The 25,590-nt window shown below is 67.7% G+C and carries 26 protein-coding genes; 15 read left to right on the plus strand and 11 right to left on the minus strand.

What is annotated here, in order from left to right; all coding sequences use genetic code 11:
• Positions 1–25: 25 nt before the first annotated feature.
• The 4 genes from eccB to ABQE93_RS02010 form a co-directional block, all read right to left on the minus strand.
• Entirely contained in the window at positions 26–1,573 is a 1,548-nt protein-coding gene (eccB, locus tag ABQE93_RS01995; RefSeq protein ID WP_448405588.1) for a type VII secretion protein EccB, read from the minus strand.
• Positions 1,570–3,411, minus strand: a complete 1,842-nt coding sequence (gene eccA / locus ABQE93_RS02000; RefSeq protein WP_448405589.1) for a type VII secretion AAA-ATPase EccA — start codon at positions 3,409–3,411, stop codon at positions 1,570–1,572. Before eccA ends, eccB begins: the two co-directional genes overlap by 4 nt.
• A 116-nt stretch (positions 3,412–3,527) precedes the next feature.
• A complete protein-coding gene (locus ABQE93_RS02005) occupies positions 3,528–4,415 on the minus strand; it encodes a class I SAM-dependent methyltransferase (RefSeq protein WP_448405590.1) in 888 nt (295 codons plus the stop codon).
• Between the two features lie 24 nt (positions 4,416–4,439).
• Positions 4,440–5,339 (minus strand): oxygenase MpaB family protein, encoded by a 900-nt coding sequence (locus tag ABQE93_RS02010; protein WP_448405591.1) that lies wholly within the window; start codon positions 5,337–5,339, stop codon positions 4,440–4,442.
• An 81-nt stretch (positions 5,340–5,420) separates the two neighbouring features.
• Here ABQE93_RS02010 and ABQE93_RS02015 point away from each other — a divergent pair, with 81 nt between their 5' ends.
• Entirely contained in the window at positions 5,421–6,026 is a 606-nt protein-coding gene (locus tag ABQE93_RS02015; protein ID WP_448405592.1) for a TetR/AcrR family transcriptional regulator, read from the plus strand.
• Positions 6,027–6,116: 90 nt separating this feature from the next.
• On the opposite strand, the gene ABQE93_RS02020 is transcribed toward ABQE93_RS02015, so the two are convergent.
• A complete protein-coding gene (locus ABQE93_RS02020) occupies positions 6,117–6,692 on the minus strand; it encodes a VOC family protein (RefSeq protein ID WP_448405593.1) in 576 nt (191 codons plus the stop codon).
• 96 nt (positions 6,693–6,788) lie between these two features.
• Between ABQE93_RS02020 and ABQE93_RS02025 the strand changes: the two genes are divergently transcribed.
• Genes ABQE93_RS02025 through ABQE93_RS02055 form a run of 7 tightly spaced genes read left to right on the plus strand, consistent with a single transcriptional unit; the run spans position 6,789 to position 13,752 of the window.
• Positions 6,789–7,412, plus strand: coding sequence for a TetR/AcrR family transcriptional regulator (locus ABQE93_RS02025; protein ID WP_448405594.1), 624 nt, complete (start codon positions 6,789–6,791; stop codon positions 7,410–7,412).
• Positions 7,409–8,551: an alpha/beta hydrolase family protein gene (locus tag ABQE93_RS02030; protein ID WP_448405595.1), complete on the plus strand. Its 1,143-nt coding sequence runs from the start codon at positions 7,409–7,411 to the stop codon at positions 8,549–8,551. The genes ABQE93_RS02025 and ABQE93_RS02030 overlap by 4 nt, the downstream gene beginning before the upstream one ends.
• A complete protein-coding gene (locus ABQE93_RS02035) occupies positions 8,542–9,513 on the plus strand; it encodes a 2-hydroxyacid dehydrogenase (protein ID WP_448405596.1) in 972 nt (323 codons plus the stop codon). The genes ABQE93_RS02030 and ABQE93_RS02035 overlap by 10 nt, the downstream gene beginning before the upstream one ends.
• Complete coding sequence (locus ABQE93_RS02040) at positions 9,479–10,897, plus strand: MFS transporter (protein ID WP_448405597.1); 1,419 nt, start codon at positions 9,479–9,481, stop codon at positions 10,895–10,897. The genes ABQE93_RS02035 and ABQE93_RS02040 overlap by 35 nt, the downstream gene beginning before the upstream one ends.
• On the plus strand, positions 10,875–13,088 hold the full coding sequence (locus ABQE93_RS02045) for an acyl-CoA dehydrogenase family protein (RefSeq protein WP_448405598.1): 2,214 nt from the start codon (positions 10,875–10,877) through the stop codon (positions 13,086–13,088). Before ABQE93_RS02040 ends, ABQE93_RS02045 begins: the two co-directional genes overlap by 23 nt.
• A gap of 30 nt (positions 13,089–13,118) precedes the next feature.
• Positions 13,119–13,394 carry a hypothetical protein gene (locus tag ABQE93_RS02050; protein ID WP_448405599.1) on the plus strand — a complete coding sequence of 92 codons (276 nt, stop codon included), beginning with the start codon at positions 13,119–13,121 and terminating at the stop codon, positions 13,392–13,394.
• A 40-nt stretch (positions 13,395–13,434) separates the two neighbouring features.
• Positions 13,435–13,752 carry a hypothetical protein gene (locus tag ABQE93_RS02055; protein WP_448405600.1) on the plus strand — a complete coding sequence of 106 codons (318 nt, stop codon included), beginning with the start codon at positions 13,435–13,437 and terminating at the stop codon, positions 13,750–13,752.
• Between the two features lie 71 nt (positions 13,753–13,823).
• Here the strand turns inward: ABQE93_RS02055 and fadD2 are convergent, their stop codons facing one another.
• Positions 13,824–15,512 (minus strand): long-chain-fatty-acid--CoA ligase FadD2, encoded by a 1,689-nt coding sequence (gene fadD2, locus ABQE93_RS02060; protein WP_448405601.1) that lies wholly within the window; start codon positions 15,510–15,512, stop codon positions 13,824–13,826.
• Positions 15,513–15,577: 65 nt separating this feature from the next.
• On the opposite strand from fadD2, the gene ligD reads away from it, so the two are divergent.
• From ligD to ABQE93_RS02075, 3 genes are all read left to right on the plus strand, one after another.
• Positions 15,578–16,816: a non-homologous end-joining DNA ligase gene (ligD, locus tag ABQE93_RS02065; protein WP_448405602.1), complete on the plus strand. Its 1,239-nt coding sequence runs from the start codon at positions 15,578–15,580 to the stop codon at positions 16,814–16,816.
• A gap of 191 nt (positions 16,817–17,007) precedes the next feature.
• Complete coding sequence (locus ABQE93_RS02070) at positions 17,008–17,349, plus strand: STAS domain-containing protein (RefSeq protein ID WP_448405603.1); 342 nt, start codon at positions 17,008–17,010, stop codon at positions 17,347–17,349.
• Positions 17,350–17,433: 84 nt separating this feature from the next.
• Positions 17,434–17,805, plus strand: a complete 372-nt coding sequence (locus tag ABQE93_RS02075) for an NYN domain-containing protein (RefSeq protein WP_448438046.1) — start codon at positions 17,434–17,436, stop codon at positions 17,803–17,805.
• Here ABQE93_RS02075 and ABQE93_RS02080 read toward each other — a convergent pair.
• Complete coding sequence (locus ABQE93_RS02080; RefSeq protein ID WP_448438047.1) at positions 17,763–18,428, minus strand: TIGR03086 family metal-binding protein; 666 nt, start codon at positions 18,426–18,428, stop codon at positions 17,763–17,765. The genes ABQE93_RS02075 and ABQE93_RS02080 overlap by 43 nt on opposite strands.
• A gap of 51 nt (positions 18,429–18,479) precedes the next feature.
• On the opposite strand from ABQE93_RS02080, the gene ABQE93_RS02085 reads away from it, so the two are divergent.
• Together ABQE93_RS02085 and ABQE93_RS02090 are read left to right on the plus strand one after the other, a co-directional pair.
• Positions 18,480–18,914, plus strand: coding sequence for a MarR family winged helix-turn-helix transcriptional regulator (locus ABQE93_RS02085; RefSeq protein ID WP_448405606.1), 435 nt, complete (start codon positions 18,480–18,482; stop codon positions 18,912–18,914).
• A gap of 9 nt (positions 18,915–18,923) precedes the next feature.
• Positions 18,924–20,336 carry an NCS2 family permease gene (locus ABQE93_RS02090; RefSeq protein WP_448405607.1) on the plus strand — a complete coding sequence of 471 codons (1,413 nt, stop codon included), beginning with the start codon at positions 18,924–18,926 and terminating at the stop codon, positions 20,334–20,336.
• A 6-nt stretch (positions 20,337–20,342) separates the two neighbouring features.
• Here the strand turns inward: ABQE93_RS02090 and ABQE93_RS02095 are convergent, their stop codons facing one another.
• The 3 genes from ABQE93_RS02095 to ABQE93_RS02105 all read right to left on the minus strand — a co-directional run bounded on the left by ABQE93_RS02095 (position 20,343) and on the right by ABQE93_RS02105 (position 22,155).
• On the minus strand, positions 20,343–21,020 hold the full coding sequence (locus ABQE93_RS02095) for an IF2 family translation initiation factor (protein ID WP_448405608.1): 678 nt from the start codon (positions 21,018–21,020) through the stop codon (positions 20,343–20,345).
• 2 nt (positions 21,021–21,022) lie between these two features.
• Positions 21,023–21,598 carry a CsbD family protein gene (locus ABQE93_RS02100; RefSeq protein WP_448405609.1) on the minus strand — a complete coding sequence of 192 codons (576 nt, stop codon included), beginning with the start codon at positions 21,596–21,598 and terminating at the stop codon, positions 21,023–21,025.
• Positions 21,599–21,672: 74 nt separating this feature from the next.
• Entirely contained in the window at positions 21,673–22,155 is a 483-nt protein-coding gene (locus tag ABQE93_RS02105; RefSeq protein ID WP_448405610.1) for a DUF4383 domain-containing protein, read from the minus strand.
• Between the two features lie 79 nt (positions 22,156–22,234).
• Here ABQE93_RS02105 and ABQE93_RS02110 point away from each other — a divergent pair, with 79 nt between their 5' ends.
• A complete protein-coding gene (locus ABQE93_RS02110; RefSeq protein WP_448405611.1) occupies positions 22,235–23,167 on the plus strand; it encodes an NAD(P)/FAD-dependent oxidoreductase in 933 nt (310 codons plus the stop codon).
• Here ABQE93_RS02110 and fadD4 read toward each other — a convergent pair.
• Positions 23,155–24,675, minus strand: a complete 1,521-nt coding sequence (gene fadD4 / locus ABQE93_RS02115; protein WP_448405612.1) for a fatty-acid--CoA ligase FadD4 — start codon at positions 24,673–24,675, stop codon at positions 23,155–23,157. The genes ABQE93_RS02110 and fadD4 overlap by 13 nt on opposite strands.
• Positions 24,676–24,791: 116 nt before the next feature.
• On the opposite strand from fadD4, the gene ABQE93_RS02120 reads away from it, so the two are divergent.
• Complete coding sequence (locus ABQE93_RS02120; RefSeq protein WP_448392509.1) at positions 24,792–25,547, plus strand: SDR family oxidoreductase; 756 nt, start codon at positions 24,792–24,794, stop codon at positions 25,545–25,547.
• Positions 25,548–25,590 lie beyond the last annotated feature (43 nt).

The following is a 25,590-nucleotide window of genomic DNA, read 5'->3' on the forward strand; positions in this document are numbered from 1 at the left end:
GCCATGGTTCGCGCGTAAGCTTCGCTCACGGTGTCTCCCTCACGACGGCGGGTCGGGGGTCGGCGGCCAGCCCGTCATGGGCCAGCAAGGCATCGGCAGGCGACAGCGTCGGGCCCTGCGCGAACTGGCTCAGCATCGACCACGGGATCGGCAGCGCAGGCGAATCCAGTCCGAGCGCCGAAAGCGTCTCCTGGTCACCGTCGGTGTCGAGGCCGTAGCGCACCCCGGTGTCGGCCAGCCAGAAGTACGCGCCTCCGCTTTCCACCAGGTAGCCGCGCCCCGGTGCGATCACCACCCGGTCGGCGGTGGCACCCGAGCCGGCCCCCACCAACGGCACGCTGCGCAGCTCTTCGGAGACCGGAAGCGTGACACCGGAACGCAAGTCGAGGGTGCCGCTGGTGGCGTCGGCAGGCCGGGTCCATTGCGCGCAGGTCAGCGGCGCGGACGCGGGATCGACCAGCGTCACCTGCTGGCTGGGGTACGCCGAATCGTCGATGACGCTGGCAACGGGCAGCCGGGCGATCTCGTCGGCGGCCAGCCGCGGGGGCTGATCGAGACCAAAGGAGTTGGTGTTGCGCAGGATTGCCGCCACGACCGGTGAAACAGGCTGCAGCCCGTCGCTGAGCACCACATAGTGACGCAGCGTGTTGTTCGCATCGAAGGACGCCACGACGGCGCCGACCGGCGCGGCCACCGGCAGCGGAAAACGCGGCGGTTCGCCGGCCCCGGGAACGGCGGGCGCGCTCAGCGGGGGCGCCTCGGGAACGGCGTTGAACAGTCCGGGCGCGATGGGGCGGATGCTCGGTGCCTGGACGCCGAATCCGAGTGCGCTGGTGACGGCGCGGTCGTTGAGATCGACGCGGCTGCGCTTGCCGTCCCACAGCAGCCACGTGCCTGCGTTCGGCCCGCCGGCGTTGTCGACCAGGACGGCCTTGTCATCGGGCAGCGTCGCGGCCCGTTCGCCGCCGTCGGAAAGCGGGCCCGCGATCATCGTCACGCCGGTCGCCGGGCCGAAGACGCCGTCGCAGACGGTCCAGTCCGCGTCGCGAGTCGTGTTCTGCACCATGCGTTCCGGAGCGCCCGGGATGCCGATGAGGTTGCCGCGCGCGAACTGGTCGAGCTCGTCGCTCTTGACCATCGTCGGGTTGTCCGGGCGGCCCGCGATGAGCCTCGCGGAGGTCAGGTTCAGCACCGGATGCAAGTTGTCGCCGAGGCGCACGTAAAGCGCCGACGTGGTGCGGTCGGCCAGGATCGCGTCGTCGCCCGGCTCCCCTGCCGGCCGGATCAGCGAGAAGACAAAGCAGCCCGCCAACCCGGTGACGAGCACCAGCGCACCCACCAGAACCGACCGCGACTGGGTGCGCAGCGGGTCGACAAGCATGCGGGTGTCGTGCAGTGCGACACCAGATGCGATGCGGCGCATGATGAATCGCCAGCCCGATACCTGGTGCCGGGTGACGAACCCGCGCCGGTAGGCGACGTGGTCGGGGTTGTGGTTGGTCGGTGTACGCGAACTGAAACCCCGGCGGTTTCCTTGCGCGGGGTATTCGTTCTGGCCGTCCGGTGTACTCATCCGGGCACCGGCAGGCCGAGCCCGCGTAGCAACGGAGTCGCCGATCTGGTCACGTCTTCGTCGGTGATCGTCATCAACTCGTCATCGGTGAACTCGGTGGTTTCGGCGGTTGAACCGCCAGTCGGCGGACGGTGATCGAGCCGGTACTCACGCTCCTCTTCCGAACGCTCGACGAGGTTACGGACGAACCGGCCGTTGCCCGCGATGTCGAGGTTGCGCCGTTCCACCCCGTTGGCGTCGGGCGTGGTGCCCTGGGCCAGCTGCCCGAACAGCTTCTCCATGTGCGCCAGCGCGGCGGGTTCGAAGATGCTGTCCCGCTTTTCGGCCATGCGGGTGGCGATCTCGACGAGCTCATGTGGGGTGTACGACGGGAAGTCGATGCTGCGGGTGAACCTCGACCGCAGACCCTCGTTGGTGTCGAGGAACGCGTCGAGGTCTTTGCGGTAGCCGGCGACGATGACGACCAGCCGTTCGCGGTCGTTTTCCATGCGGGCCAGCAGCGTGTCGATGGCCACCAGCCCGAAGTCGTTCTTGGCTCCGGTCGACACCAGCGCGTAGGCCTCGTCGAGGAACAGCACGCCGTCGAGCGCGTTGTCGATGATCGCGTTGGTCTTGGCTTCGGTTTCGCCGATGTGCTGACCGATCAGGTCCGCGCGGTGGACCTCACGGACCGTTTCTTTCCTGAGAATGCCCAGGCCGCAATAGATTTTGGCGACGACGCGCGCGATGGTGGTCTTACCGGTGCCGGGCGGTCCGGCGAACACCAGGTGGTTGGCGCGGTTGGCGACCGCCAGGCCGCGTTCCTGGCGCCGGATCGCCATGGCCACCGAGCTTTTCAGCCGGGCCACCTGGTACTTGACCTCCTCGAGGCCGATGAACTCGGCGAGCTCGGCCTCGGCCTCGATCAACAGGTGCGCTTTGCGTTCCTTGGCGCCGGGATCGACGAAGTCGGTTTCGTCCGGCTCGGTCTGTGGATCCCACGGGTCGGTGCGCGCCTCGATGCGCGCCGCCGTGGTGGGCACGATGCCGTAGGAGGAATCCGACAGCGCCACCTCGACCTCGCGGTTCTCGGGGTTGGCCGCATACAGCTCCGCGAGCACGTCGGCCGCGTCGAGATCCTCGCCTTGGGCGCGCATCGACAGCGCCTTGACCAGGGTGCCGTCCACCGCGGCGACGTCGATGGGACCGCCGGGCTCCTCGAGATAGGACAGCGCGGGCGCGAACATGCCCAACCGCGCCAACGACGTGCCCAACGCGGTGCGCACGGCGTGGGCGTACGTCTCGTCCAACGTGGAGTCGGTGACGACCGGGCTCAGCATCCGCACGACGTCGGACCAGCGTTCGGTGCGGTAGTACATCGCGACGCGCACCCAGCGGGCCTCACGCCAGTCGGGCCGCCGGGCGAGCAGCGGTTCGACGAGTTTGTCGGCCCCGGCGAAATCACCGGCGTCGCTGCGGGCGACGGCGTAGGCCAGCTGAAAGTCGTCGGCCGTGGCGGCGCGGAATTGCAGGTACAGGCCGGTGTCATAGGTGAACGCGAGATCGCCGTCGCCGAGCTCGACCTGACGCTGCAGCACGCCGGCGGTCGCGACGGTCTGCCACACGGCCTCGATGACCCGGGGGCTGGTATCCCCGGCAGCGGCCAGCCCCGTCCACGCGTCGCACTGGTCACGGGCGATGCGGGTGAGTTCGGCGAATCCCGACCGCGCGGCAGCGAGGTCGGTGGGCCGCCGTCGGTCGTGGACGGACAGTCCCAGATCCCGGCAACAAGTGGCGAACCGGCTGACGACATCGCGGTCGACCCGGGCCGCAGCGGCAATTCCCGTCGAAAGGGGCATGCCCCGTCGTCTCCCTCGAAATGGCCTCGATATGGCTACGCAAAACTTTTGCTGAAGTTAGCATTGCATAAGCTAACTGTCGAGACGCACGGTCGGGTCCGCTCCGGGAATCTGATTCAGCGTTTTACCGCGCTGACCAGCGTGATGGTGGTTGTCATCAGGCCGGCATCGGTGTCGGGCGCCGGGACGGGTCTGCCGTTGTCGCGCAACACGTCCGGTAGCGGGGTCGGGTCAGCGCGCCAGCCGCGGGCGCCGAACCACTCGGCGGCGGGTTGGTGCTGTTCGTTGTACACCAGCGTGAAGAAGGTGCCCTCCTCGCCGGCCGCGCGCTCCTCTTCGCGTTTGGCCTCGAACGCGCCGGCGTCCATGGGCGGCGCCTCCTCGACGGCGACGTGGCTGCCGGAGGCCGCCAGCGCGTCGATACCGGTGAACAGTTGGTGCTGGGCGGCGGCAGGCAGATAGATGAGCAGGCCCTCGGCGATCCACGCCGACGGCGCCGACACGTCAAACCCAGTGTCACGCAAGGCCCGGGGCCAGTCGTCGCGCAGATCGACCGCGACTTCTCGGCGGTCGGCCTTGGGCGTGTGGTCGATGAGTGCCTCGCGCTTGAACTCGAGCACGCCCGGCTGGTCCAGTTCGTAGCACACCGTGGCGTCGGGCCAGTCGAGCCGATAGGCGCGGGAATCGAGGCCCGCGGCGAGCAGCACCACCTGCCGCACTCCAGCGTCGGCCGCAGCACGGAAATACGTGTCGAAGTATTTGGTTCGCACCGCCTGGAAGTTCACGAAGTGCGTGCCGAAGTCGGTCTTCAGCGCATGGTCGGGGGCGTCACCGTCGAGCAGATCGGCCCATTGGCCGCCCACCGCGCGGCAGAACACCTCGGCGAACGGATCGACGGCCACCGGGTCGGGCTTCTGCGCCTCGAGCGCTCGTGCGGCGGCGACGAACAGCGCCGTCGAACCGACGCTGGTGGTGATGTCCCAGCTGTCGTCGTCGCTGCGCACAACAGCGTTTATACGCCCGTCTGCCTACACCAGTGGACGGCCGGTTCGGATCCGCCAGTCCAGGTCCTTGAGCAGCACGTTGAACGGGAACTGCCGCAGGAACCGCGGTAGCAGGTTGTTGATCGTGCGCAGCACCGCGATCACCCGGTCGAACCGGCGCTGCTTGTCGTCGTTCCAGTCCAGCTGCATCTCGTCGCGGAAGCGCTGCGGCAGGAACCCGCCGGTGATCAGCAGGTTGAACTCGTCGATGCGGCGCTGGATCGGGCCGGGCAGCTTGACCCCGCGGATGCGGCCCGCGGCGATCGGCCACAGGTACTCGCGCACGGCGTCGTCGATGTGGACCTTCTCCAGCGACTCCTGCCAGTACTTGTCGAAGGCCGCGCGGTCCTTGGGCCACATGTCCTCGGGCACCTGCAGTGTGGTGCCCAGCGCGATGCCCTCCTCGAAGTGCCGGTCGGCGTCCTCGTCGTCCATCTCGCCGACGAACAGCCGCTGGATGTCGACGCCGCCCTTGTACAGGCACGCCCCGACCCACAGCTGCAGGTCCTTGTCGAAGGCGTTGTATTTCACTGGGCTGTCGTCGAGCGAGTACACCTGCGCGTGGGCGCGGTTGACCGCGCGCCGGAACGCGGCCTTCTGTTCGTCGCTGCCGGTGGTCGCGACCGCCAGATAGGTGAACGTGGTGCGGGCGCGTTTGATCGGGTGCCGGTCCACCCTGCCGCTCTCGACGCGGCTTTCCATCACGCCGTAACCGACGCCCGGGCGCGCCAGCTGCATGATCACGTTGGCCGGGCCGGCCAGCAGCGCGACGCCCATCAGGCCGTCGTCGAAGTGCGCTTTCCTGCCGCGCTTGGCGACCGCTGTCGGCTTGGGCGGGTCGCTGACCGCCCGTTCGACGTGCGCAATCGGCTCGCTGACCGTCATTTGGCGACCCCTATCGCAAATGTGAGAACGTATGTTTCCTGATATTGCCGCACCTGGGCGACGGGTGTCAAGATGTCGGGTATGGCACAAGTGCGGCCGTACCGCGGCGTCGATGCCGCCGAGCGCCTCGCGGGGCGTCGACGACGGCTGCTCGAGGCAGGTCTGAACCTGCTCGGCGCCGGCGAGCAGGACCCGGCCGAGCTGACCGTGCGCGCCATCTGCGCGCAGGCCGGCCTCGGCGTGCGCTACTTCTACGAGAGCTTCTCCGACAAGGACGACTTCGTCGGCGCGGTGTTCGACAACGTCGTCGCCGACATCGTCACCACCACCCAGGCCGCCGTCGCGTCGGCGCCGCTGAACGAGCAGGCGCGCGCCGGCATGGCCAACATCGTGCACAGCATCGCCGCCGACGCGCGGGTGGGGCGGCTGCTGTTCAGCATCGAGTTGTCCAACACGGTGATCGTGCGCAAGCGCGCGGAATCCACGGTGCTGTTCGCCGCGCTGCTGTTCCAGCACGCCGGCGCGCTGGGCGCCGGCGACGACGACCGCACCAAGGCCAGCGCGCACTTCGCGGTCGGCGGGGTGGGCCAGACCATCAGCGCCTGGCTGTCGGGCGACCTCGATCTGGCGCCCGACCAACTCGTCGACGTGCTGGCGACGACGCTGGACGTGCTCGCGCAGGGGTGAATCTGCGACCACCCCGCGCCGAGACCGACGTTTCGGCGCCGATCACTCGCACTTTCCCGCCCGTTTGTCCCTTTCGGCGTCTATGCCGCGCTATGCGGTGACGCGGGGGCGGCGGTCGGCCGCGGTCTTCGGCACGGTCGCGGTGTCCTGCTCGGTGAATTCCTTGGTCCAGCAGGCGAACTCGAGCGTGATGCCGTCGGGGTCGAGGAAGTAGAACGAGCGCACGTAGACGCCGGGATGCACCGTCGGTGACGCCTGCATCTCGCTCTCGTCGTGGTTGAGCACCGGCCCGACGCGCACACCTTTGTCCTTGAGCTTCTGGCGGTACTCGTCGAACTTCTCGGCAGGCACGTGAAACGCCAGGTGGTTCATCGAGCTGACCGAGCTGACGATGTCGCCGATGCCGGGAATGGCCTCCGGCGACGAGATGCCCCCGACCCGGTCCGGCGCATCGGCGAACCAGAAGAACGCCACGCAGTCACCGTTACCCGCGTCGAAGAAGAAGTGCTGGCCCATGCCGGCCGGCAGGTCCAACGACTTGATCAACGGCATGCCGAGCACATTGCTGTAGAAGTCGACGGTCTTCTCCATATCCGAGCAGACCAACGCCACATGGTTGATGCCGCCGAGCTCGAACTCGGAGTTGGGATTGTTGGGCTTGATCATGCCGCGCCTCCTCGGGCGAACCTATGGCCAAGAACGCAAACTGAATCTAACATCAGGTTCAGTTTCGAGCAATGGCCTTCGAAGGAGTCCGCCGGAATGACCGTCACGCCGCGCATGCCGCTGCCGACCGTGCGCGGCAGGCAGACCAAGGCGGCGATCGACGCCGCCGCCCGCGCGGTGATCGCCCGCAAAGGCATTCTGGCCACGACGATCTCGGATATCGCCGCCGAAGCCGGCCGGTCCACGGCGTCGTTCTACAACTACTACGACTCCAAGGAAGCGATGGTCCGCGAGTGGGCCGTGCGGTTCCGCGACGAGGCCAGGGAACGGTCCCGCGGCGCGGAGGATCCCGGGCTATCGAACTGGGAGCGCTCGCATCAGGCCGCCACCGCGCACTGGACCACGTACCGCGACCGGCTGGCCGAGATGATCAGCGTGTCGCAACTGGCGATGGTCAACGACGACTTCGCCCAGTACTGGAAGGACATCTGCGCGCTGCCGATCGCGTTGATCACGAAGATGGTCAAACATGCTGCGCAACAAGGGTTTTGTCGTGACGACGATCCGCACCTGATCGCGGTGGCGCTGGTGTCGATGCTCAACCAGTTCTGCTACACGCAGCTGTCGGGCGGCGGAACAGCCGCCGTGAACGACGACGCGTGCATCACCACGCTGGCCAACATCTTCTACCGGACGATCTACTGCGAGGGGCCCACATGAGCAGACCACCGGGAAATGGGGGCGCGCCGGGCGTCACCCGTGAGTTCGTCGGCCTCGACTCGGCGACCGCGCGGCGGGCAGGAGCGGGCGGCCATCCGTGCCAGGGCCTGTACCACCGCGGGCTGGGCCGTAAACCCAAGGTCGCCATGATCGCCACGCACTACCAGATCGATTTCTCCGAACACTATCTGGCCGACTACATGGCCACCCGCGGCATCGGGTTTCTGGGCTGGAACACCCGCTACCGCGGCTTCGAGAGCAGCTTCCTGCTCGACCACGCGCTGGTCGACATCGGCGTCGGGGTGCGCTGGCTGCGTGAGGTCGCCGGGGTGGAAACCGTTGTGCTGCTCGGCAACTCCGGTGGCGGATCGCTGATGGCGGCGTATCAGGCGCAGGCGGTCGACCCGCACGTGACACCGCTGCTCGGGATGCGGCCGGCGGCCGGTCTCAACGACCTGCCGCCCGCCGACGGCTACATCGCCAGCGCCGCGCACCCCGGCAGGCCGGACGTGCTCACCGCCTGGATGGACGGTGCGGTGACCGACGAGAACGACGCCGTCGCAACGAATCCCGACCTGGACCTGTTCAGCGAGCAGAACGGTCCGCCGTACCCTGCGGAGTTCGTCGAGCGCTACCGCGCCGCCCAGATCGCCCGCAACCACGCGATCACCGACTGGGCCGAAACCGAACTCAAGCGGGTGCGCGCCGCCGGCTACTCGGACCGCCCGTTCACGGTGATGCGCACCTGGGCGGATCCGCGCATGGTCGATCCGACCCTGGAACCGACGAAACGACCGCCCAACATGTGCTACGCCGGCGTCCCGGTGAAGGCCAACCGCTCGGCGCACGGCATCGCCGCGGCATCCACGCTGCGCAACTGGATCGGCATGTGGAGCCTGCGTCACGCCCAGACCCGCGCCGAACCGCACCTGACCCGAATCGACTGCCCCGCACTGGTGATCAACGCCGAACAGGACACCGGGGTGTACCCCTCGGACGCCAAGCGCATCTATGACGCGCTGGCAAGCACCGACAAGATGCAGTGCTCGGTCGACACCGACCACTACTTCACCACGCCCGGGGCCCGCAGCGAGAAGGCCGACCTGATCGCCAAGTGGATTGCGAAGCGATGGCGTTAAAAGTCCTCGCCCACTTCGCACCGGGTGACAAGGTCGTCGAATTCCTTGCTCCGCACACCGATTGGCTCGACATCCGCTACTGCCCAGCCGATGACGACGACACCTTCTACCGTGAACTGCCCGGTGCCGACGTGCTCTGGCATGTGCTGCGCCCGATCTCGGGCGCCGACCTCCAGAAGGCCAGACGGCTTCGGCTTGTGCACAAGTTGGGCGCCGGGGTGAACACGGTCGACGTGGACACCGCCACCCGGCTGGGTATCGCGGTGGCCAACATGCCGGGAGCCAACGCGGCGTCGGTGGCCGAGGCCACGGTGCTGCTGATGCTGGCCGCGCTGCGGCGGCTGATCGAACTGGACCGCGCCACCCGCGAGGGCCGGGGCTGGCCATCGGATCCCAGCCTCGGGGAGACCGTGCGCGACATCAGCGGCTGCACGGTCGGGCTCGTCGGCTACGGCAACATCGCCAGGCGCGTCGAGCGGATCGTGGTCGCGATGGGCACACCGCCATCGAAGGTGCTGCACACCAGCACCGCAGACGACGGGCATCCCGGCTGGCGGTCACTGCCGGACCTGTTGGCCGCCAGCGACATCGTTTCGCTGCACCTGCCGCTGACCAACCAGACGCTGGGCCTGCTCGATGCGACCGCGCTGGCCCGGATGAAACCCGAAGCGGTGCTGGTGAACACCTCGCGCGGCGCGATCGTGGACGAGATCGCGCTTACCGAGACGCTGCGCGCCCGTCGGCTGGCCGCGGCGGGGCTCGACGTATTCGCCACCGAACCGGTCTCACCCGACAACCCGCTGCTGAGCCTGGACAACGTGGTGCTCACCCCGCACGTCAGCTGGTACACCGTCGACACCATGCAGCGCTACCTGACCCAAGCCGTGGACAACTGCCGGCGGCTGCAGGAGGGCCACGGCCTGGAGAATGTGGTCAACGCGGTCGACGGGAAACGCCATTAGCGCGCCGACGCTGCGGGCCCGCACCGTGCGCAAGGCCGTCGTGCGACTGGTGCCGTTCCTGATGGCGCTGTACTTCGTCAACTACCTGGACCGGACCAACCTCGGCATCGCCAAAGCCAGCATCAGCGAAGACCTGCAGCTGTCGGCGACCATGTTCGGTTTCGCGGCGGGCATCTTCTTCATCGGCTACGTCCTGGTGGAGGTGCCGTCGAACCTCGCCCTGCACAGGTTCGGTGCGCGACGCTGGCTGGCCCGGATCGCGGTGTCGTGGGGGATTGTCGTGGTGGCCATCGGGTTTGCACCCAACGCAACCACCCTGCTGGTGTTGCGATTCTTGCTGGGGGTCGCCGAGGCGGGGCTGTTTCCGGGCGTGATCTTCTACCTGAGCCGCTGGTTTCCCAGCGGCTACCGGGCCCGCATCGTCGCGATGTTCATGTTGGCCACCCCGATCGCCGCCGCCGTCGGCACACCGCTGGCGGCGTGGCTGATCCACGTCGGCGACGACGTGTTCGGGGCCGGCTGGCAGTTCATGATGATCTGCTGCGGCGTCCCCGCGGTGGTGCTCGGGGTGGTGTGCTGGTTCTACCTCACCGACGAACCCGCCGACGCGCGCTGGCTCACCGACGAGGAACGCCGTTGGCTCATCGAGGTGTTGGCCGACGAGGAACGTCAGGTCAGCGAGCACTTCGACTTCTCGCTGCGCCGCGCGTTGAGCAGCCCGCGGATCTGGGCGCTGGCGGTGGTGTACTTCGGGATCGCCTACGGCCTGTACGCGCTGGCGTTCTTCTTGCCGTCGATCATCTCAGGTTTTCAGCAGAGCTTCGGGCTCACGCTGTCGATCCTGCAGATCGGGATGATCACCGCGATCCCTTACGCCTGCGCGGCGATCGGGATGTATCTGTGGTCGCGCCATGCCGACCGCACCGGCGAACACGTGTGGCACGTCGGTCTCCCGATGCTGATCGGCGGCCTGACCATTCCGGTCGCGCTGTACCTGGACGGCCCGGTCCTGGTGATGATCGCGGTCGCGGTCGTCGCGGTCGGGGTGTTCAGCGCGATCCCCAGCTTCTGGGCGTTGCCGTCGCGATTTTTGACCGGGGTGGCCGCCGCCGGCGCGATCGCGTTGATCAACTCGGTCGGCAACCTCGGCGGCTTCGCCGCACCGTATGTGACCGGCGCGCTGGTCGATCTCACCGGAAGCGAGCGGGCCGGAATGTGGACGGTCGGCGCGGTGATGGTGCTCTCGGCGGTCGTGGTGGTCACATTGCGCGCCACGCCTGCTCGGGACCGTTCGCGTCAAGGTAGCCTCGGTCCCAACCCACCGGTTAGTTTGGGGTCAGACGATACGAGGGAAGACGACCATGCCGATCGCAATCAGCACTGAGCACAACGACCTCGCCGATTCGGTGCGGTCCCTGGTGGAGCGGGTGGCGCCGTCGGAGGTGCTGCACGAAGCCTTGGAGACACCGATCCCGAACCCGCCGCCGTACTGGAAGTCCGCGGCCGAGCAGGGTCTACAGGGGGTGCACCTCGCCGAATCCGTCGACGGACAGGGGTTCGGCATCCTCGAGCTGGCCATCGTCCTCGCCGAGTTCGGCTACGGCGCGGTGCCGGGGCCGTTCGTCCCGTCGGCCATCGCCAGCGCGCTCATCGCAGCGCACGACCCCGACGCCAAACTGCTCAACGACCTGGCGTCAGGCGCCACCATCGCCACGTACGCCATCGACTCCGGGCTGACCGCCACCCGGCAGAGCGAAGACGATTCGGCGCGCCTCGTCATCCGCGGTGAAGTGCGGGCGGTGGCGGCCGCCGCGCAGGCGTCGCTGCTGGTGCTTCCCGTCGCCGGGCTGGAAGAGGGAACCAGCGGCTCCAAGTGGGTGGTGCTCGACGCCGACCAGCTCGAGATCGAACCCGTCAAGAGCGTCGACCCGCTGCGGCCAGTGGCCCATGTGCGCGCCAACGCCGTGGAGGTCGGTGACGACCGGGTGTTGCAGAACCTGAGCCCGACGCTGGCGCGCGCGCTGATCTCGACGCTGCTGTCGGCCGAGTGCATCGGCGTCGCGCGCTGGGCCACCGACACCGCGTCGGAGTACGCCAAGATTCGCGAGCAGTTCGGCCGCCCGATCGGCCAGTTCCAGGCCGTCAAGCACAAGTGCGCCAACATGATCGCCGAGACCGAACGGGCCACCGCGGCGGTGTGGGATGCGGCCCGCGCCATCGACGAAGCGCGTGAAGGCGCCGACGACAGCGCGTTCGAGTTCGCCGCGGCCGTCGCCGCGACCCTGGCCCCGGTGGCCGCTCAACACTGCGCCCAGGACTGCATCCAGGTGCACGGCGGTATCGGCTTCACCTGGGAACACGACACCAACGTCTACTACCGGCGCGCGCTGGTGCTGGCGGCGGCGTTCGGGCGCCTCGCCGACTACCCGCAGCAGGTCGTCGACGTCGCGACCAGCGCCGGCATGCGCCCACTCAACATCGACCTCGATCCGGATACCGAGAAGCTGCGCGACGAGATCCGCGCGGAAGTCGCTGGGCTCAAAGCGATTCCGAGCGAAGAGCGCAACACCGCGATCGCGGAGGGTGGCTGGGTGCAGCCGCACCTGCCCAAGCCGTGGGGCCGTTCGGCCGGACCCGTCGAGCAGATCATCATCGCCCAGGAATTCGAAACCGGACGGGTCAAGCGCCCGGCTATGGGCATCGCCGCCTGGATCATCCCGTCGATCGTCGCGTTCGGCACCGACGAGCAGAAGCAGCGCTTCCTGCCGCCGACGTTCCGCGGCGAGATGATCTGGTGTCAGCTGTTTTCCGAGCCCGGCGCCGGTTCGGACCTGGCCAGCCTGAGCACCAAGGCCACCAAGGTCGACGGCGGCTGGCGGATCAGCGGGCAGAAGATCTGGACCACCGGTGCGCAGTACTCGCAGTGGGGTGCCCTGCTGGCCCGTACCGACCCCAGCGCTCCGAAACACAATGGCATCACCTACTTCCTGCTCGACATGGCCAGCGACGGCGTCGAGGTCAAGCCGCTGCGGGAACTGACCGGCAACGCGATGTTCAACACGGTCTTCATCGACGACGTGTTCGTGCCCGACGACATGGTTCTCGGCGAGGTGAACCGCGGCTGGGAGGTCAGCCGCAATACGCTGACCGCAGAGCGGGTTTCGATCGGCAGCAGCGAGCCGCCGTTTTTGGCCAACCTCAACGGGTTCGTGGAGTTCATCCGCGACGGCCAGTTCGACCAGATCGAGCAGAACCACGCCGGTCACCTGATCGCCGAAGGCCACGCCGCCAAGATCCTCAACATGCGTTCGACGCTGCTGACCCTGGCAGGCGGTGACCCGATGCCGGCCGCCGCGATCTCGAAGCTGTTGTCGATGAAGACGGGACAGGGCTACGCGGAGTTCGCGGTGACGTCGTTCGGCACCGACGGCGCGATCGCCGAACCCGACGAGATCCAGGGCAAGTGGATCGAGTACCTGCTCGGCAGCCGGGCCACCACGATTTACGGTGGCACCACCGAGGTGCAGCTCAATATCATCGCCGAGCGGCTGCTCGGCCTGCCGCGCGATCCGTAAATGGGTTGCCACCGGGCGTAGCCTGGTGAAATGAGCACCCTGAGGATTCGCACAGCGCGGGTGCTGGCCGCCGGCGCGGCGGCGGTGGGCCTGTTCGTCGCGCCCACTGTGCTGATCGACCAACCGGCAGCCCAGCACGAGGCCGCGCCCTGCTACGACGGCATCGCCCCGGGCAACCCGTACGTGACGTCGTGCAACTTCGGCCCGCGACCGCCGAAGGTGCGCGGCGGATTGCCCGACCAGAACGCGGTGATCGCCTGCCGCGGCTTCCCCGGTTGCCTGTCCTGGTACATCAACGGGCCGTGACGTTCGTTTCAGCGGCCACGACTACGGAAACACAGGGGTTATGACCAACGACGTTGAGAAGCGGTTCGACCGGCCCGGCGCGTTTCGTGCGGCCGTCAAGTACGGGGCCGTGGTGATCGCCATCGCCGCTGCCGCGTTCGCGATCTACGCGTTCGTCGACCGAACCTCGGTCGTCGCGGCCTCGACCGTGCCAGCGATCCTGCTGATCGGCGGCATCGTTGCGTTCGTCCGGACCTACCGGATGTGGAAGGCCCAGGACAGCGGCTGGGTGGCGTGGCAGGGCGCCGGCTGGTTTCTGCTGCTGCTGATGCTGGTCTGCCTGTCGGTGCCCGGCGCGGCGATGATGGGCTCCACCTAACACGTTCGCGAGATGTACACCAGGGCTGTTGGATTGCCGAAATCGCGACCCTCACGTAGATCTCGCGAGCGTTACTCGGCTCCGCCGACCTCCATGTCGCGCAGCTCGCGCTTGAGGATCTTGCCGGTCGGGTTGCGCGGTAGTTCGTCGAGGAAGACGACCTCACGCGGCACCTTGTAACGGGCGAGGTGATCGCGCACGTAGTGCTTGATGTCGTCCTCCCCGATGGACGCGCCGTCGGTCTTGACGACGAAGGCCCGCAGACGGTGGCCCCACTCCTTGTCCTCCACGCCGATCGCGGTGGCCTCCACAACGTCGGGATGGCCGCTGATCAAGTCCTCGACCTCGGCGGGGAACACGTTCTCGCCGCCGGACACGATCATTTCGTCGTCGCGGCCGCTGACGAAGAGCAGACCGTCCTCGTCGAAATAGCCGACATCGCCCGACGACATCAGGCCGTCGACGATCTGCTTGTGCCCGCCGCCCGTGTAGCCCTCGAACGGGAAGAAGTTGCCGACGAAGATCCGCCCGACCTCGCCCTGCGGCAACTCGTTGCCATCGTCGTCGAGGATCTTGACCTTCACCCCCTTGACCACGGGCCCGACGGTGGCCGGGTTCTTCTTCAGATCCTGCGGCCGCGCGATCGTGGCGAACGCGATCTCGGTGGACCCGTAAAGGTTGTAGATGACCGGGCCCAGGTCCTCGAGCGCGCGGGTGGCCAGCTCGGCCCCGAGCTGCGAGCCGGACACGAACACGATGCGCAGCGACGACAGATCGGGTTTGCGCTCCATGCCCTCGAGGGTGTCGAGCATGCGCGACAACATCACCGGCACCACCACGATGGCGGTCACCTTGTGTTTCTCGACGTCCTCGAGCACGGTGGCCGGTTTGAAGCGGCGGCGCAGCACCAACGTGGTGCCCAGCATCATCGCGATCGTGGCGTGCAGGAAACCCAGCGCGTGAAACATCGGCGCGGGCAGCGACGTCACCTCGTTGGCCCGGAACGGCACGTGCGAGAGCACCCCGCCGATCGGCGCCAGCGTGGGCGGTGTGCTGCGGTTGGCGCCCTTCGGGGTTCCGGTGGTGCCGCTGGTCAAGATGATGACCGACGAATGCTTGGTGGCCTTGGGTGCGGGCCGCCCGGTGCTGCGGGCGATGACGTCGGCGAGCGTCTCATCGGTGCTGCCCGACGGCTGCTCCTTATCGGGGTTCTTCCCCAACGCACGCAACTTGCCAAGGGGCGGTTCGGCTTTGGTGACCGCGTCGGCGTACTCGTCGTCGTAGATGATCAGCTTGGCGCCCTCGCGCTCGGAGACCTCCTTGATCTGCGGGCCGGAGAATTCGCTGTTGAGCAGAATGATGCGGGCGCCGACGCGGGCGGCGCCGTAGAACGCGATGAGGAACCAGCGGTGGTTGCGCGCCAGGATGGCGACCCCGTCGCCGCCCTTGACGCCGATCGCCAGCAGACCGTTGGCCACACTGTGCGCCGCGTTGTCGAGTTCACCGAACGTGATCTCGCCGTCGTCGTCGATCACCGCGGCCCGGTCCGGGGTGCGGCGAGCGTTGAGCGCCGGGATCATCCCGAACTCACCCCAGCGCCGGATGTCGGCGAACATCGCGGCGATGTTCTGGGGCGGCTCGAGCTTCAACGCTCCGGCGCCCAACATCTTGGTGAAGTAGTGCAATTCGGCCGAGCCGCGTTCGAGAAGCTGCTGCGCTTTGGCCGCGGCCAGCGTCGGGACATCTGTCAGCTTGGGCATACCGCCACAATATGTGACTTGCGTCGCACGGCGGCGGGAATGCTGCGCGCAACTAGCATGGCGACATGGCCGGTCCGCTCGAGCTCGAGGTGGGCGGCAGGCAGGTGCGGGTCACCAACCCCGACAAGGTGATCTTTCCCGAACTCGGGGTCACCAAGATCGATTTGATCCACTACTACCTCGCCGTGGCCGACGGTGCCCTGCGCGGGGTCGCCGACCGGCCGATGATCCTCAAGCGGTTCGTCAAGGGCATCACCGAAGAAGCGGTCTTCCAGAAGCGCGCGCCCGCGAAGCGACCCGACTACGTCGACGTGGCGGAGTTGAAATACGCCTCGGGAACGTCGGCCGCCGAGGCCGTCATCTCCGACGCCGCCGGGCTGGTGTGGGCGGTGAACATGGGCTGCGTCGATTTGAACCCGCATCCGGTGCGGGCCGACGACCTCGCCCACCCCGACGAGTTGCGCGTCGACCTCGACCCGATGCCCGGCGTGACGTGGCGCCAGATCGTCGACGTCGCGCTGGTCGCCCGCGAGGTGCTCGAGGACCACGGGCTGACGGCGTGGCCCAAGACGTCGGGATCGCGTGGCTTTCACATCTATGCGCGCATCCAACGGCGGTGGCCGTTCAAGTTCGTCCGTCTCGCCGCGCAGGCCGTGGCCCGCGAGGTCGAGCGGCGCGCACCCGAACAGGCCACCGCCCGCTGGTGGAAAGAGGAACGCGAAGGCGTGTTCGTCGATTTCAACCAGAACGCCTTCGACCGCACGGTCGCCTCCGCGTACTCGGTACGCGCGACGCCCGACGCGCGGGTCTCCACACCGCTGCGGTGGGATGAGGTGCCCGACTGTCAGCCCGAGGTGTTCACGATCGCGACGGTGCCCAAGCGGTTCGAGGCCATCGGCGACCCGTGGGCGGACATGGACGACTCGGCCGGTTCGCTGGAGGCCCTGCTCGACCTCACCGACCGGCTCGGCCCGCCCGAGAAGGCGCCGCGCGGCGCCAAGAAGAGCGCGGCCGGCCGCCGGGTCTCCTCGAAGCCGCTCATCGAGATCGCGCGCACCAAAACCAAGGACGAGGCGATGGCAGCCCTGGACGAGTGGCGCCAACGTTACCCGTCGGTAGCCGAAAAGCTGCGGCCCGCAGATGTTCTCGTCGACGGTATGCGTGGGCCGAGTTCGATCTGGTATCGGATCCGGATCAACCTGCAGCATGTGCCGGAAAAACAGCGGCCACCACAGGAGCCGTTGCTCGCCGATTACGACCCCTGGGAGAACTATTCGGGTCCGCAATGGATGCGCCGCGACTGACGATTTGCTAGTGCAGCCGAAAACGGCTTCCTTACCAAAGTATTAGCCACCACTCCCGGTTGCCTTAGATTGGCCGCCTACCTTGGACTTCAAGTTGAGGACCTCGAGAGGAGGCAGTGATGTACGGAAATCCGTCATTCGACTGCGCTGGGGCCCAGATTCACGCGGTTTGTCGCCAACTGGCCACAGTCGTGACCATCAGCGGTGTCGTCGATGACACCAACATCGAGCGCGTTACGGCGTTCGCCCGGCGGTTCGTGCTCGCCGAGAAGGGCTTCGTGCTTGATCTGAGTGGTGTGACTTCGTTTACGCCACAATGTGTTTCGCTGTTCTACGGCGTCGACGAAACCTGCTTTGCCAGCGAGGTGGAGTGGGCGTTGATCACCAGCGCCGCCGTGGAAGACGCGCTGGGCGGCGTCGCGGCCGGCTTCCCGGTCGCCGCCTCTGTGCCCGACGCCCTGCACCGATTCGCAGCCGGTATCGACGAACGTCGCCGCCTGCTGCCGTTGCTGACGGCCAAGAAGACCGCATAGCGGAAAGGTCCACCACCGTGATCCTCGATATTCGCTGGCTGGGATACCTGCTCGGCCGGCGGCACTCGCCGGTCAAACGGGGGCATGCGCTGGATCGTTGACGCCATGAACGTCATCGGGTCGCGCCCCGATGGCTGGTGGCGTAACCGCGCTCAGGCGATGGCCACGCTCGTCGGTCACCTCGAGCGGTGGGCACCCGAAGACGATCACGTCACCGTGGTCTTCGAACGTCCGCCGTCGCCGCCCATCGAGTCCTCCGTCATCACCGTCGCCCACGCACCGCGAGCCGCGGCGAACTCCGCCGACGACGAGATCGTGCGGTTGGTGCTCGCCGACGAGCACCCCGCCGACGTCGTCGTCGCCACCTCGGACCGCGTGCTGGCCGAGCGAGTCCGGGCCGCTGGCGCAGCGGTCTACCCCGCGGAGAGGGTGCGCAACCTCGTCGATCCGCGCTGAGCGCCGGCCGGCGCCCACCCGGGTGAGCGGCCCAGGTGCGCGAGCAGCCGGTCGAAGTCCCCTGCCGTCGTGCTGGCCTCGAGCGCCTGGGCGAACGGGGAGTTCGGCGCGGCGCGGAAGTCGCCGTCGGGGACGGCCAGCGCCAACGGCAGCACGCCGCTCAGCACGTCGGCCGCGGGTGTGAACGCCACGCCACGCGAGCGGGCGACGTCCCAGGCGTGCACGACGTAGTCCACGAAGTGGAAGCCGATGGCCATCGCACCGGGAACCGTTGCGCCAGGACCGAATTCGGGGATGGCGAAGGTGGCGTCGAGCACGCCGTCGGCCTCGAAGGCGGCCAGCACGTCGGTTGCCGCCGCGGAGTATGCCCCCGCGGGGTCGGCGCGGACCGCATCGGCCACCGTGGCGGGATCCCACACCGCGAGGTCGGCGCCCTGGCCGCGGGCCGCCGCGGCGAACCCGTAGTGCTGCACGGTCATATGCGCCAACAGATCGGCAAGATCCCAGCCCGCGCACGGCGTCGGACGGTCGAGGTCCTCAGGTGTCACGCCCGCGACCACGTCGACGGATGCGGCGACGGCGCGGTGATGAAGCGGTCGGATGTCGGATGGATTAATATTCATGCGCTTATGATAAGCAGATATAGATGATCGGTCAATGCTTAATATTCGGTTATGGCGTCCGAGGCCAACCGCCCCGACTTGGGCGTGATGCTCGCCCCGTTGATCCGCGAGGTGATCGCCGCCGAGCAGCCCGTGCTGGCCGAACACGGGCTGTCGATGTGGGGGTATGCCGTGCTGCTCGCGCTGGACAACTCACCGGTACGCACCCAAGCCGCGCTGGCCGCCGCGATCGGCGCCGACAAGACGCGCATCATCCCCACGCTCGACCAACTGCAGGCCAAGGGCTATATCGTGCGTCGACCCGACCCCGACGACCGCCGGGTGCGGCTGCTGGAGATCACCGAAGCCGGTCGGACAGTCAAGGATGCTGCGCAGGCCGCCATCCAGCGCGGTGAGGAGCGGTGGCTTTCGATGCTGTCGGCCGACGAGCGGAAGGTCTTTCTGCGCGCGCTCGCCAAGATGACGGGTTTCGGCGAGCGCCCATAAGCTCGACGGATGAACCGCCTCGATCGTTTCTTCGAGATCTCGGCGCGGGGCTCCACGGTCGCGACCGAGCTCCGGGGCGGCCTGGTCACGTTCATCGCGATGGCCTACATCCTCGTGCTGAACCCGATCATCCTCGGCGACACCGACGACATCGCCGGCACCAGCTTGGAGTTCGAGCAGGTCTCGGCCGTGACCGCGCTGGCGGCGGGCGTGATGACCATCCTGTTCGGGCTGGTGGCGCGGCTGCCGTTCGGGTTCGCCGCCGGCCTGGGCATCAACTCGTTCGTCGCCACCACCCTGGTCGGCTCGCTGACCTGGGCCGAGGCCATGGGCCTCGTCGTCGTCAACGGCGTGATCATCGTGGTGCTGGCCGCGACCGGGCTGCGCAGGCTGGTGTTCGATGCGGTGCCGATGCCGCTGAAGTTGGCCATCACCGCGGGCATCGGGTTGTTCATCTTGTTCATCGGGCTGGTCGACGCCGGCTTCATCGGCGCCACCGGGCTGCCGTCCCCGCCGGTGGGGCTCGGCGGCGACGGCAGCGGTTCGATCAGCACGGTGCCCACCGTGGTGTTCGTGCTGACGCTGCTGATGACCGGCGCCCTGGTCGCCCGGCGGGTGCCCGGTGCCATCCTGATCGGGCTCACAACGGGCACCGTGGCCGCGGTCGTCATCGAGGCGATCTGGCACCTCGGCTCGGCGGCGCAGCATCCCGGCGGCTGGTCGTTGGCGGCGCCGACGCTGGAGGGAGCGCCGTTCGCCCTGCCCGATCTATCGCTGGTCGGCGCGGTCAGCCTCGACAGCTTCGGGCGCATCGGCGTGATCGCCGCGGTCATGTTCGTGTTCACGCTGGTGTTCGCGAACTTCTTCGACGCGATGGGCACCTTCACCGGCCTGTCGCGCGAGGCGGGGTTGGCCGACGAGAAGGGCACCTTCCCGCGGCTGCGCTCGGCGCTGATCGTTGAGGGCGCAGGTGCGGTCGTCGGCGGCGCCACGTCGGCCTCGTCGAACACGGTGTTCGTCGAATCCGGCGCGGGCATCGGCGAGGGCGCCAGAACCGGCCTGGCGAACGTGGTGACCGGTGCGCTGTTTCTCGCGGCGATGTTCGTCTCACCGCTCGCCGAGGTGGTGCCGACCGAAGTCGCCGCCGCGGCGCTGGTGGTCGTCGGCGTCATGATGGCCTCGCACCTGCGCCACGTCGACATCTCCGAGTTCTCGGTCGCGCTGCCGGTGGTGCTGACCGTGGCGACGATGCCGCTCTCCTACTCGATCGCCAACGGCATCGGTGTCGGGTTCATCTCCTGGGTCGTATTGCGTTCGGTCGCAGGCAAATTCCGCGACATCAGCCCGATGCTGTGGGTCGTCGCCGCGGGGTTTCTGGTCTACTTCGCCCGCGACTGGATCGAGTCGCTGATCGGGATGTGAACCCGCTCAGCCCTCGGCTTCCCCGTCGGCCTGGCGCTTCTGCTTCTCCGCGTCGGCCAAATCTGACATCTGGTCGGCCTGGGCGCGCTTGTTCGCCGAGGCGACACGCTTGTCCACCGAATCGTTGAGCTTTGCGTTGGCGGCTGAGGCGGCCTGCTGTTCGGCCTTGGTGATCTCGGCGCGCTCCTGGTTCTTGGCCGAGTCGACGGATTTCTTCCGCCGCTCAGCGACTTCGTCGGCCCGCTTGGTACCGCCGGAGATACGGTTTTCGGCGTTCTCGACCGCTGCGCGGTTGCGCTGCTGAGCGTTGCTTTGCGCCTGCTTGACCTGCTGGTTCTTGTCCTCGCGGGCCTGATTCTTGGCTTCAGCCGCTTCCTGGCGGGTGCGCTTCAACTCAGTGTTGGCGTGCTTGACCCGCTCAGTGGCGGTCTCCTCGAGCTGGGTGGCACGGCGCAGCGCGTCGCTGCGCTCGAGCAGTGCGGTGCCCCGCTGTTCCACCTCGGGGGCGTCGAGCACGCTGCCGACGGTGACGTCGAGCTTGCCGAGCGAACGCTCATAGAACAGCCGCGCCGGCGCCTCGGAATCCATCCGGGAGACCACTTGCTCCTCGATCACCTGCAGGGGCAACCGGGCGAGCTGATACTGAAATCGCAGTACTGCGAACGGAACATCGGTGATCTTCATCGTCAGCTCCCTTCCCGATCGTTCGGTACGCCCGCCTCGTCGGCCAATTCCTCGGCGCGCTGGCGGGCACGCGCGGCGTCCGCGCGGTCATGCGCCGATGCCCGCACGGACTCCCACTGGTCGTCGAGTGCCTCGTCGGCTTCTGCGTGTGCGGCGGCGGTTTCGGCACGCTCTTCTGCCCTGGCCTCCTGCACCTGCCGTTGCGCATCGCGCTGGGCCTGCTGCCGCTCGGCAGCCAGGTCCTGGTGGGCGGCCTCGGTCACGGCTTGCTTTTCGGCGGCCCGCTGCTGGTCGGCCTGTTGCTTTTCGGCCGCGGCCGCTGCCTCCACACCGGTGCGCTCGGCGGCGCCTTCGAGGCGGGCTTCGGCGGCCTCGGCGCGCGCCTGCTCGGCTTGGGCGTCTGCCACCGATGCGGTGGTGCTGGCCTCCTTGCGCTTGCGGGCCTCGGTCTGCTCGAGTTGTCCCTCAGCGGTAAGCGAGTCGTTGCGGGTGACGGCGCCGACGATCTCTTTCGCCTTGCCCTTCACCGACGCGAGCATCCCCTTACGCGCCTGATCAGCCTTGTTGTGCTGGGTCACTTGTTCCTCCTGAAACTTTCTTGGGACGGGTTTCACCGATCGCGGCAATGTCAAACGCGATGTGCCAAGCGCCACTACACGTGGCGCCCGTCATCGGGGGCGTTGCGGGTGCGCCCGAGAATCAGACCCAACGCGAGCATTCCGCCAGCCAGACCGAAGTGCAGCCAGTCATCGGCAGTGTTGAGCGGCACAAAGTTGGCGGCGGAGTCATGGTCGATGATCAGCCCGTAAAGCCACAGCAGCGCGTAGACGATGCCGCTGACGATCAGAAAACCGCGCGCCCCGTTGAAGGTGCGCGACAGCGCCAGCCCCAGCACTCCGAACAACAGGTGCACGATGTTGTGCAGGACCGAGACGTTGAACACGCCCAACAGCAGGGCCCCGGAATGATGGCCGGCGAACGTCATCGTGTCGTAGTTCGTGGTGATGCCCGGGATGAAGCCGAGCACACCCACCAGTAGAAACACCGCGCCGACGGCGAGGGAGGCCCACTGCACGGGTGCCCGGCCGGACGTGGGTGAGGCCGCGGGACTGCCTTGAGTACCTGGAGTTGCCATGACCGCCGGGTAGCCGATCGAACGCCGCCGAAAACCCCGAAGGGTTTGGCGACCAGCAGCGACGGGCAAAGGTCGCGCCATGAGCAAAGACTGGGAATGCGTCGTGGTCGGCGGCGGCGCCGCGGGGTTGAGCGCCGCGCTGGTGTTGGGCCGGGCGCGCAGACGCACCCTGCTGGTCGACGCCGGCGAGCAGAGCAACTCCGCGGCGGCGGGGATCGGCGGGCTGCTGGGCCACGACGGCCGCGCCCCCGACGAGCTGTACGCCGCGGGGCGCCGCGAACTGGCCGCATATCCGAATGTTCAGTACCGCGAGGGTCGAGTGGTCAGCGGAGCCGCCGTCGACAATGGGTTTCTACTCGACCTGGATAACGGCGAGCAGGTCACCGCCCGGCGGGTGCTGCTGGCCACCGGGATGCAATATCGCCCCCCGGATCTGCCCGGCCTGTCCGCGCTGTGGGGCACGTCGGTGTTTCAGTGCCCGTTCTGTCACGGCTGGGAAATGCGCGACAAGCGGCTGGCCGCATTGGCCGCCGGTGAGGAAGCGGTCCACTCGGCGCTGATGCTGCGCGGCTGGAGCGACGACGTCGTCCTCCTCACCGACGGCGCAACCGAGCTCGACGCCGACGGGCGCCGACGGCTGGAAGCGGCCAACGTCGTCGTCGACGACCGCCGCGTCGTCGAACTCATCAGCCAAGACGGCGCGCTGACGGCGATCGCCTTCGCCGACGGCGACCGGCTGGCCCGCGACGGCCTGCTCGTGGAATCCCCGCTGCGCCAACGTTCTTCGCTTGCCGAGCAGTTGGGCGCCGCGTGCGCTGACGACGGACTGTCCTGCGACACCGTCGCCGTGGACGCACTGCACCGAACCAGCGCGCCGGGCGTGTTCGCCGCGGGCGACCTCTGCGCTGAGCAGCCATATGTGGCCGGGGCCATCGCCGCGGGCTCTCAGACCGCGATGATCGTCGTCCAGAGCCTGCTGGCCGACGAATTCCAGCTGCCCTATCCGCCGTAACGTTCGATGAGCTTGTGCTTGTAGAGCTTTCCGGCGTCGGTGCGCGGCAATTGTGTTTCGAAGGAGATGGAGCGGGGGCATTTGTAGTGCGCCAACCGCTCTTTGAGCCAACCCGTCAACGTGGCGGCCAAAGCGTCGCAGGCCAGTTCCGGCTGCGCCAGTTGTACGACTGCCGTGACGCGCTGGCCCATCACCTCGTCGGGCACGCCGAACACCGCCGCGTCGACGACGAGCGGGTGGCTGATCAACATGTTCTCCGTCTCCTGCGGATAGATGTTCACGCCACCGGAGATGATCATGTGGTCTCGCCGGTCGGTGAGATACAGATAGCTGTCCCGATCGAGGTATCCGACGTCTCCGACCGTGACCCAGCCCTGCGGTGAGCGCGCGGCAGCGGTTTTGGCGTCGTCGTTGAGATAGGCGAATTCGTATCCGCCCTCGTAGTAGATATCGCCGACTTGTCCTGCGGGAACTTCGAATCCGTTCTCGTCGAGGATGTGCGGCGTTCCCATCAGCGGACGCCCGACCGACCCCGGATGACGCAGCCACTCCTCGGCGCGGATGAACGAGATGCCGGCGCCTTCCGAGGAGCCGTAGTACTCGTCGACGATCGGTCCCCACCACCGGATCATCTGACGCTTGATCTCGGGCGGACACGGCGCCGCGGCATGCACGACGCGTTCGAGGCTGGACAGGTCATATTTTGCGCGGGTCGCCTCGGGCAGCCGCAGCATTTTGACGAACATCGTCGGCACGAACTGCCCGTGGGTGACCCCGTAGCGCTGAATGCACGCCAACGCGTCCTCGGCGTCGAACCGCTCCATGATCACCGTCGTGGCGCCGGCGGCCTGAGCACACATGGTCCACATCGCCGGGGCGGTGTGGTACAGCGGCGCAGGGCTGAGGTACACCGATTCGGTGCTCACACCGAGCCTTTCGAACACCGGTGTCGACGGTTTGGCGCCCCGCGCGGGACCGCTGCTGCCGCGCGGGCGCTTGATACCTTTGGGCCGGCCGGTGCTGCCCGACGAGTACTGCAGCAGCTCACCTTCGTCGTGCGCGCTGAAATGGGTGGCTGGTTCGCGGGCAACGCATTCCGGGTAGCGCAGCCACCCGTCGAGGTCGGCATCGGCGATCATCGTGACGGCGGGCAATCCGTTGGGCAGGTGATCGGCGAATACCGCGCATATGTCTCGTGTTCCTGCCGACCCGATCAGCGCCTTGGCTGCACAGTCGCCCACGATGTATGCCGCCTCGGACGCGGTGAGGTGGGTGTTGAGCAGCGTGTAGTACAGGCCGCTTCGACGGGCGGCCCACATCATTGTGTGGACGTGCTCGTTGTTGTCCATCAGGATCGCGACGGTGTCCCCGGCGACGATCCCGCGGCGGTGCAGCAGATGGGCGATCTGGTTGGCGCTTCGGTCCAGTTCGGCGTAGGTCACCACCTTGCCACTGGAGTTCAGGATGATCGCCGGCTTGTCTGGGGACACTTGATCGTTCAGCCGCATCCGCGCACCACCACCGCATCCAGGGTAGACCGCGAGCAGTAACAGCGCGCGCGTATGAGAATATCTATTCTCAAATGCCTGTAGTTCGAGGGCCGCACCGGAAGAGGGCTTGTCAGATGGGTGGACAACCAGTCGATCTCGACGGAGCGCGAACGCTCATCGTCGGCGCGTCATCGGGTATCGGCCAGGCGTTCGCCGTCGCGGCCCATGCCCGTGGCGCGCGGGTGGCGTTGGCGGCACGGCGCGTCGACGTACTGGAGAAGTCAGCCGCCATGCTGGACGGCTCGGCTCACGAACTCGACGTGTCCAAACCCCCGGCCATCGAACCGGTCGTCAACCAGGTCGCCGATGTCCTCGGCGGGCTCGACGTGGTCGTGTTCACCAGCACCGTGGTTCCTTTCGCCCACATCGAGGACACCGACATCACCACGTGGGTGCATGCCTACACCGTGAACGCCGTCGGCGCCTCACATGTGCTGCGTGCGGCGCTGCCGCACCTGTCGGCAGATCCGGTGATCCTGGTGGCGTCCAGCCATGATGTCGGTCGGCCGCGTGCCGGGGTCGCCGCCTACAACGCGAGCAAGGCCGCGCTGAACGAGATCCTGCGCGCCTGGCGCAGCGAACATCCCGAGTTGCCGATCATCCGGGTCAGCGTCGGACCGACCGAGGGCACCGAGATCCTGCGGGGTGCCGACCGTGACCTGCTGGCCGAGCTCTACCGGGCGTGGGCGCACCACGGTCAGATACCCCAACAGATGTCGGCCGTTTCGGATGTCGCCGAGACGTTGGTGTCGCTGGTGGCGGCGGCCCGCCGTTCACCGACCGTGGTGCCCGAGATCGTCCACCTCGCACCGCGGATCACCGGGCGCTGACGCTTTCTTTCGGCGGCTTCGGGACAATCGCCGATTTCGGCGC

Source organism: Mycolicibacterium sp. XJ662, assembly GCF_053484035.1.

Coding starts and splice junctions, on each gene's coding strand:
- ABQE93_RS02080 (WP_448438047.1), bottom strand. CDS start 18,428: ATGAATATTAATCCATCCGACATCCGACCGCTTCATCACCGCGCCGTC.
- ABQE93_RS02075 (WP_448438046.1), top strand. CDS start 17,434: ATGCGCTGGATCGTTGACGCCATGAACGTCATCGGGTCGCGCCCCGAT.
- ABQE93_RS02055 (WP_448405600.1), top strand. CDS start 13,435: ATGACCAACGACGTTGAGAAGCGGTTCGACCGGCCCGGCGCGTTTCGT.
- ABQE93_RS02040 (WP_448405597.1), top strand. CDS start 9,479: ATGTGGTCAACGCGGTCGACGGGAAACGCCATTAGCGCGCCGACGCTG.
- ABQE93_RS02045 (WP_448405598.1), top strand. CDS start 10,875: ATGCCGATCGCAATCAGCACTGAGCACAACGACCTCGCCGATTCGGTG.
- ABQE93_RS02010 (WP_448405591.1), bottom strand. CDS start 5,339: ATGACGGTCAGCGAGCCGATTGCGCACGTCGAACGGGCGGTCAGCGAC.
- ABQE93_RS02025 (WP_448405594.1), top strand. CDS start 6,789: ATGACCGTCACGCCGCGCATGCCGCTGCCGACCGTGCGCGGCAGGCAG.
- ABQE93_RS02110 (WP_448405611.1), top strand. CDS start 22,235: ATGAGCAAAGACTGGGAATGCGTCGTGGTCGGCGGCGGCGCCGCGGGG.
- fadD4 (WP_448405612.1), bottom strand. CDS start 24,675: ATGCGGCTGAACGATCAAGTGTCCCCAGACAAGCCGGCGATCATCCTG.
- ABQE93_RS02015 (WP_448405592.1), top strand. CDS start 5,421: ATGGCACAAGTGCGGCCGTACCGCGGCGTCGATGCCGCCGAGCGCCTC.
- ligD (WP_448405602.1), top strand. CDS start 15,578: ATGGCCGGTCCGCTCGAGCTCGAGGTGGGCGGCAGGCAGGTGCGGGTC.
- ABQE93_RS02105 (WP_448405610.1), bottom strand. CDS start 22,155: ATGGCAACTCCAGGTACTCAAGGCAGTCCCGCGGCCTCACCCACGTCC.
- eccA (WP_448405589.1), bottom strand. CDS start 3,411: ATGCCCCTTTCGACGGGAATTGCCGCTGCGGCCCGGGTCGACCGCGAT.
- ABQE93_RS02085 (WP_448405606.1), top strand. CDS start 18,480: ATGGCGTCCGAGGCCAACCGCCCCGACTTGGGCGTGATGCTCGCCCCG.
- ABQE93_RS02050 (WP_448405599.1), top strand. CDS start 13,119: ATGAGCACCCTGAGGATTCGCACAGCGCGGGTGCTGGCCGCCGGCGCG.
- ABQE93_RS02020 (WP_448405593.1), bottom strand. CDS start 6,692: ATGATCAAGCCCAACAATCCCAACTCCGAGTTCGAGCTCGGCGGCATC.
- ABQE93_RS02090 (WP_448405607.1), top strand. CDS start 18,924: ATGAACCGCCTCGATCGTTTCTTCGAGATCTCGGCGCGGGGCTCCACG.
- eccB (WP_448405588.1), bottom strand. CDS start 1,573: ATGAGTACACCGGACGGCCAGAACGAATACCCCGCGCAAGGAAACCGC.
- ABQE93_RS02095 (WP_448405608.1), bottom strand. CDS start 21,020: ATGAAGATCACCGATGTTCCGTTCGCAGTACTGCGATTTCAGTATCAG.
- ABQE93_RS02030 (WP_448405595.1), top strand. CDS start 7,409: ATGAGCAGACCACCGGGAAATGGGGGCGCGCCGGGCGTCACCCGTGAG.
- ABQE93_RS02035 (WP_448405596.1), top strand. CDS start 8,542: ATGGCGTTAAAAGTCCTCGCCCACTTCGCACCGGGTGACAAGGTCGTC.
- fadD2 (WP_448405601.1), bottom strand. CDS start 15,512: ATGCCCAAGCTGACAGATGTCCCGACGCTGGCCGCGGCCAAAGCGCAG.
- ABQE93_RS02120 (WP_448392509.1), top strand. CDS start 24,792: ATGGGTGGACAACCAGTCGATCTCGACGGAGCGCGAACGCTCATCGTC.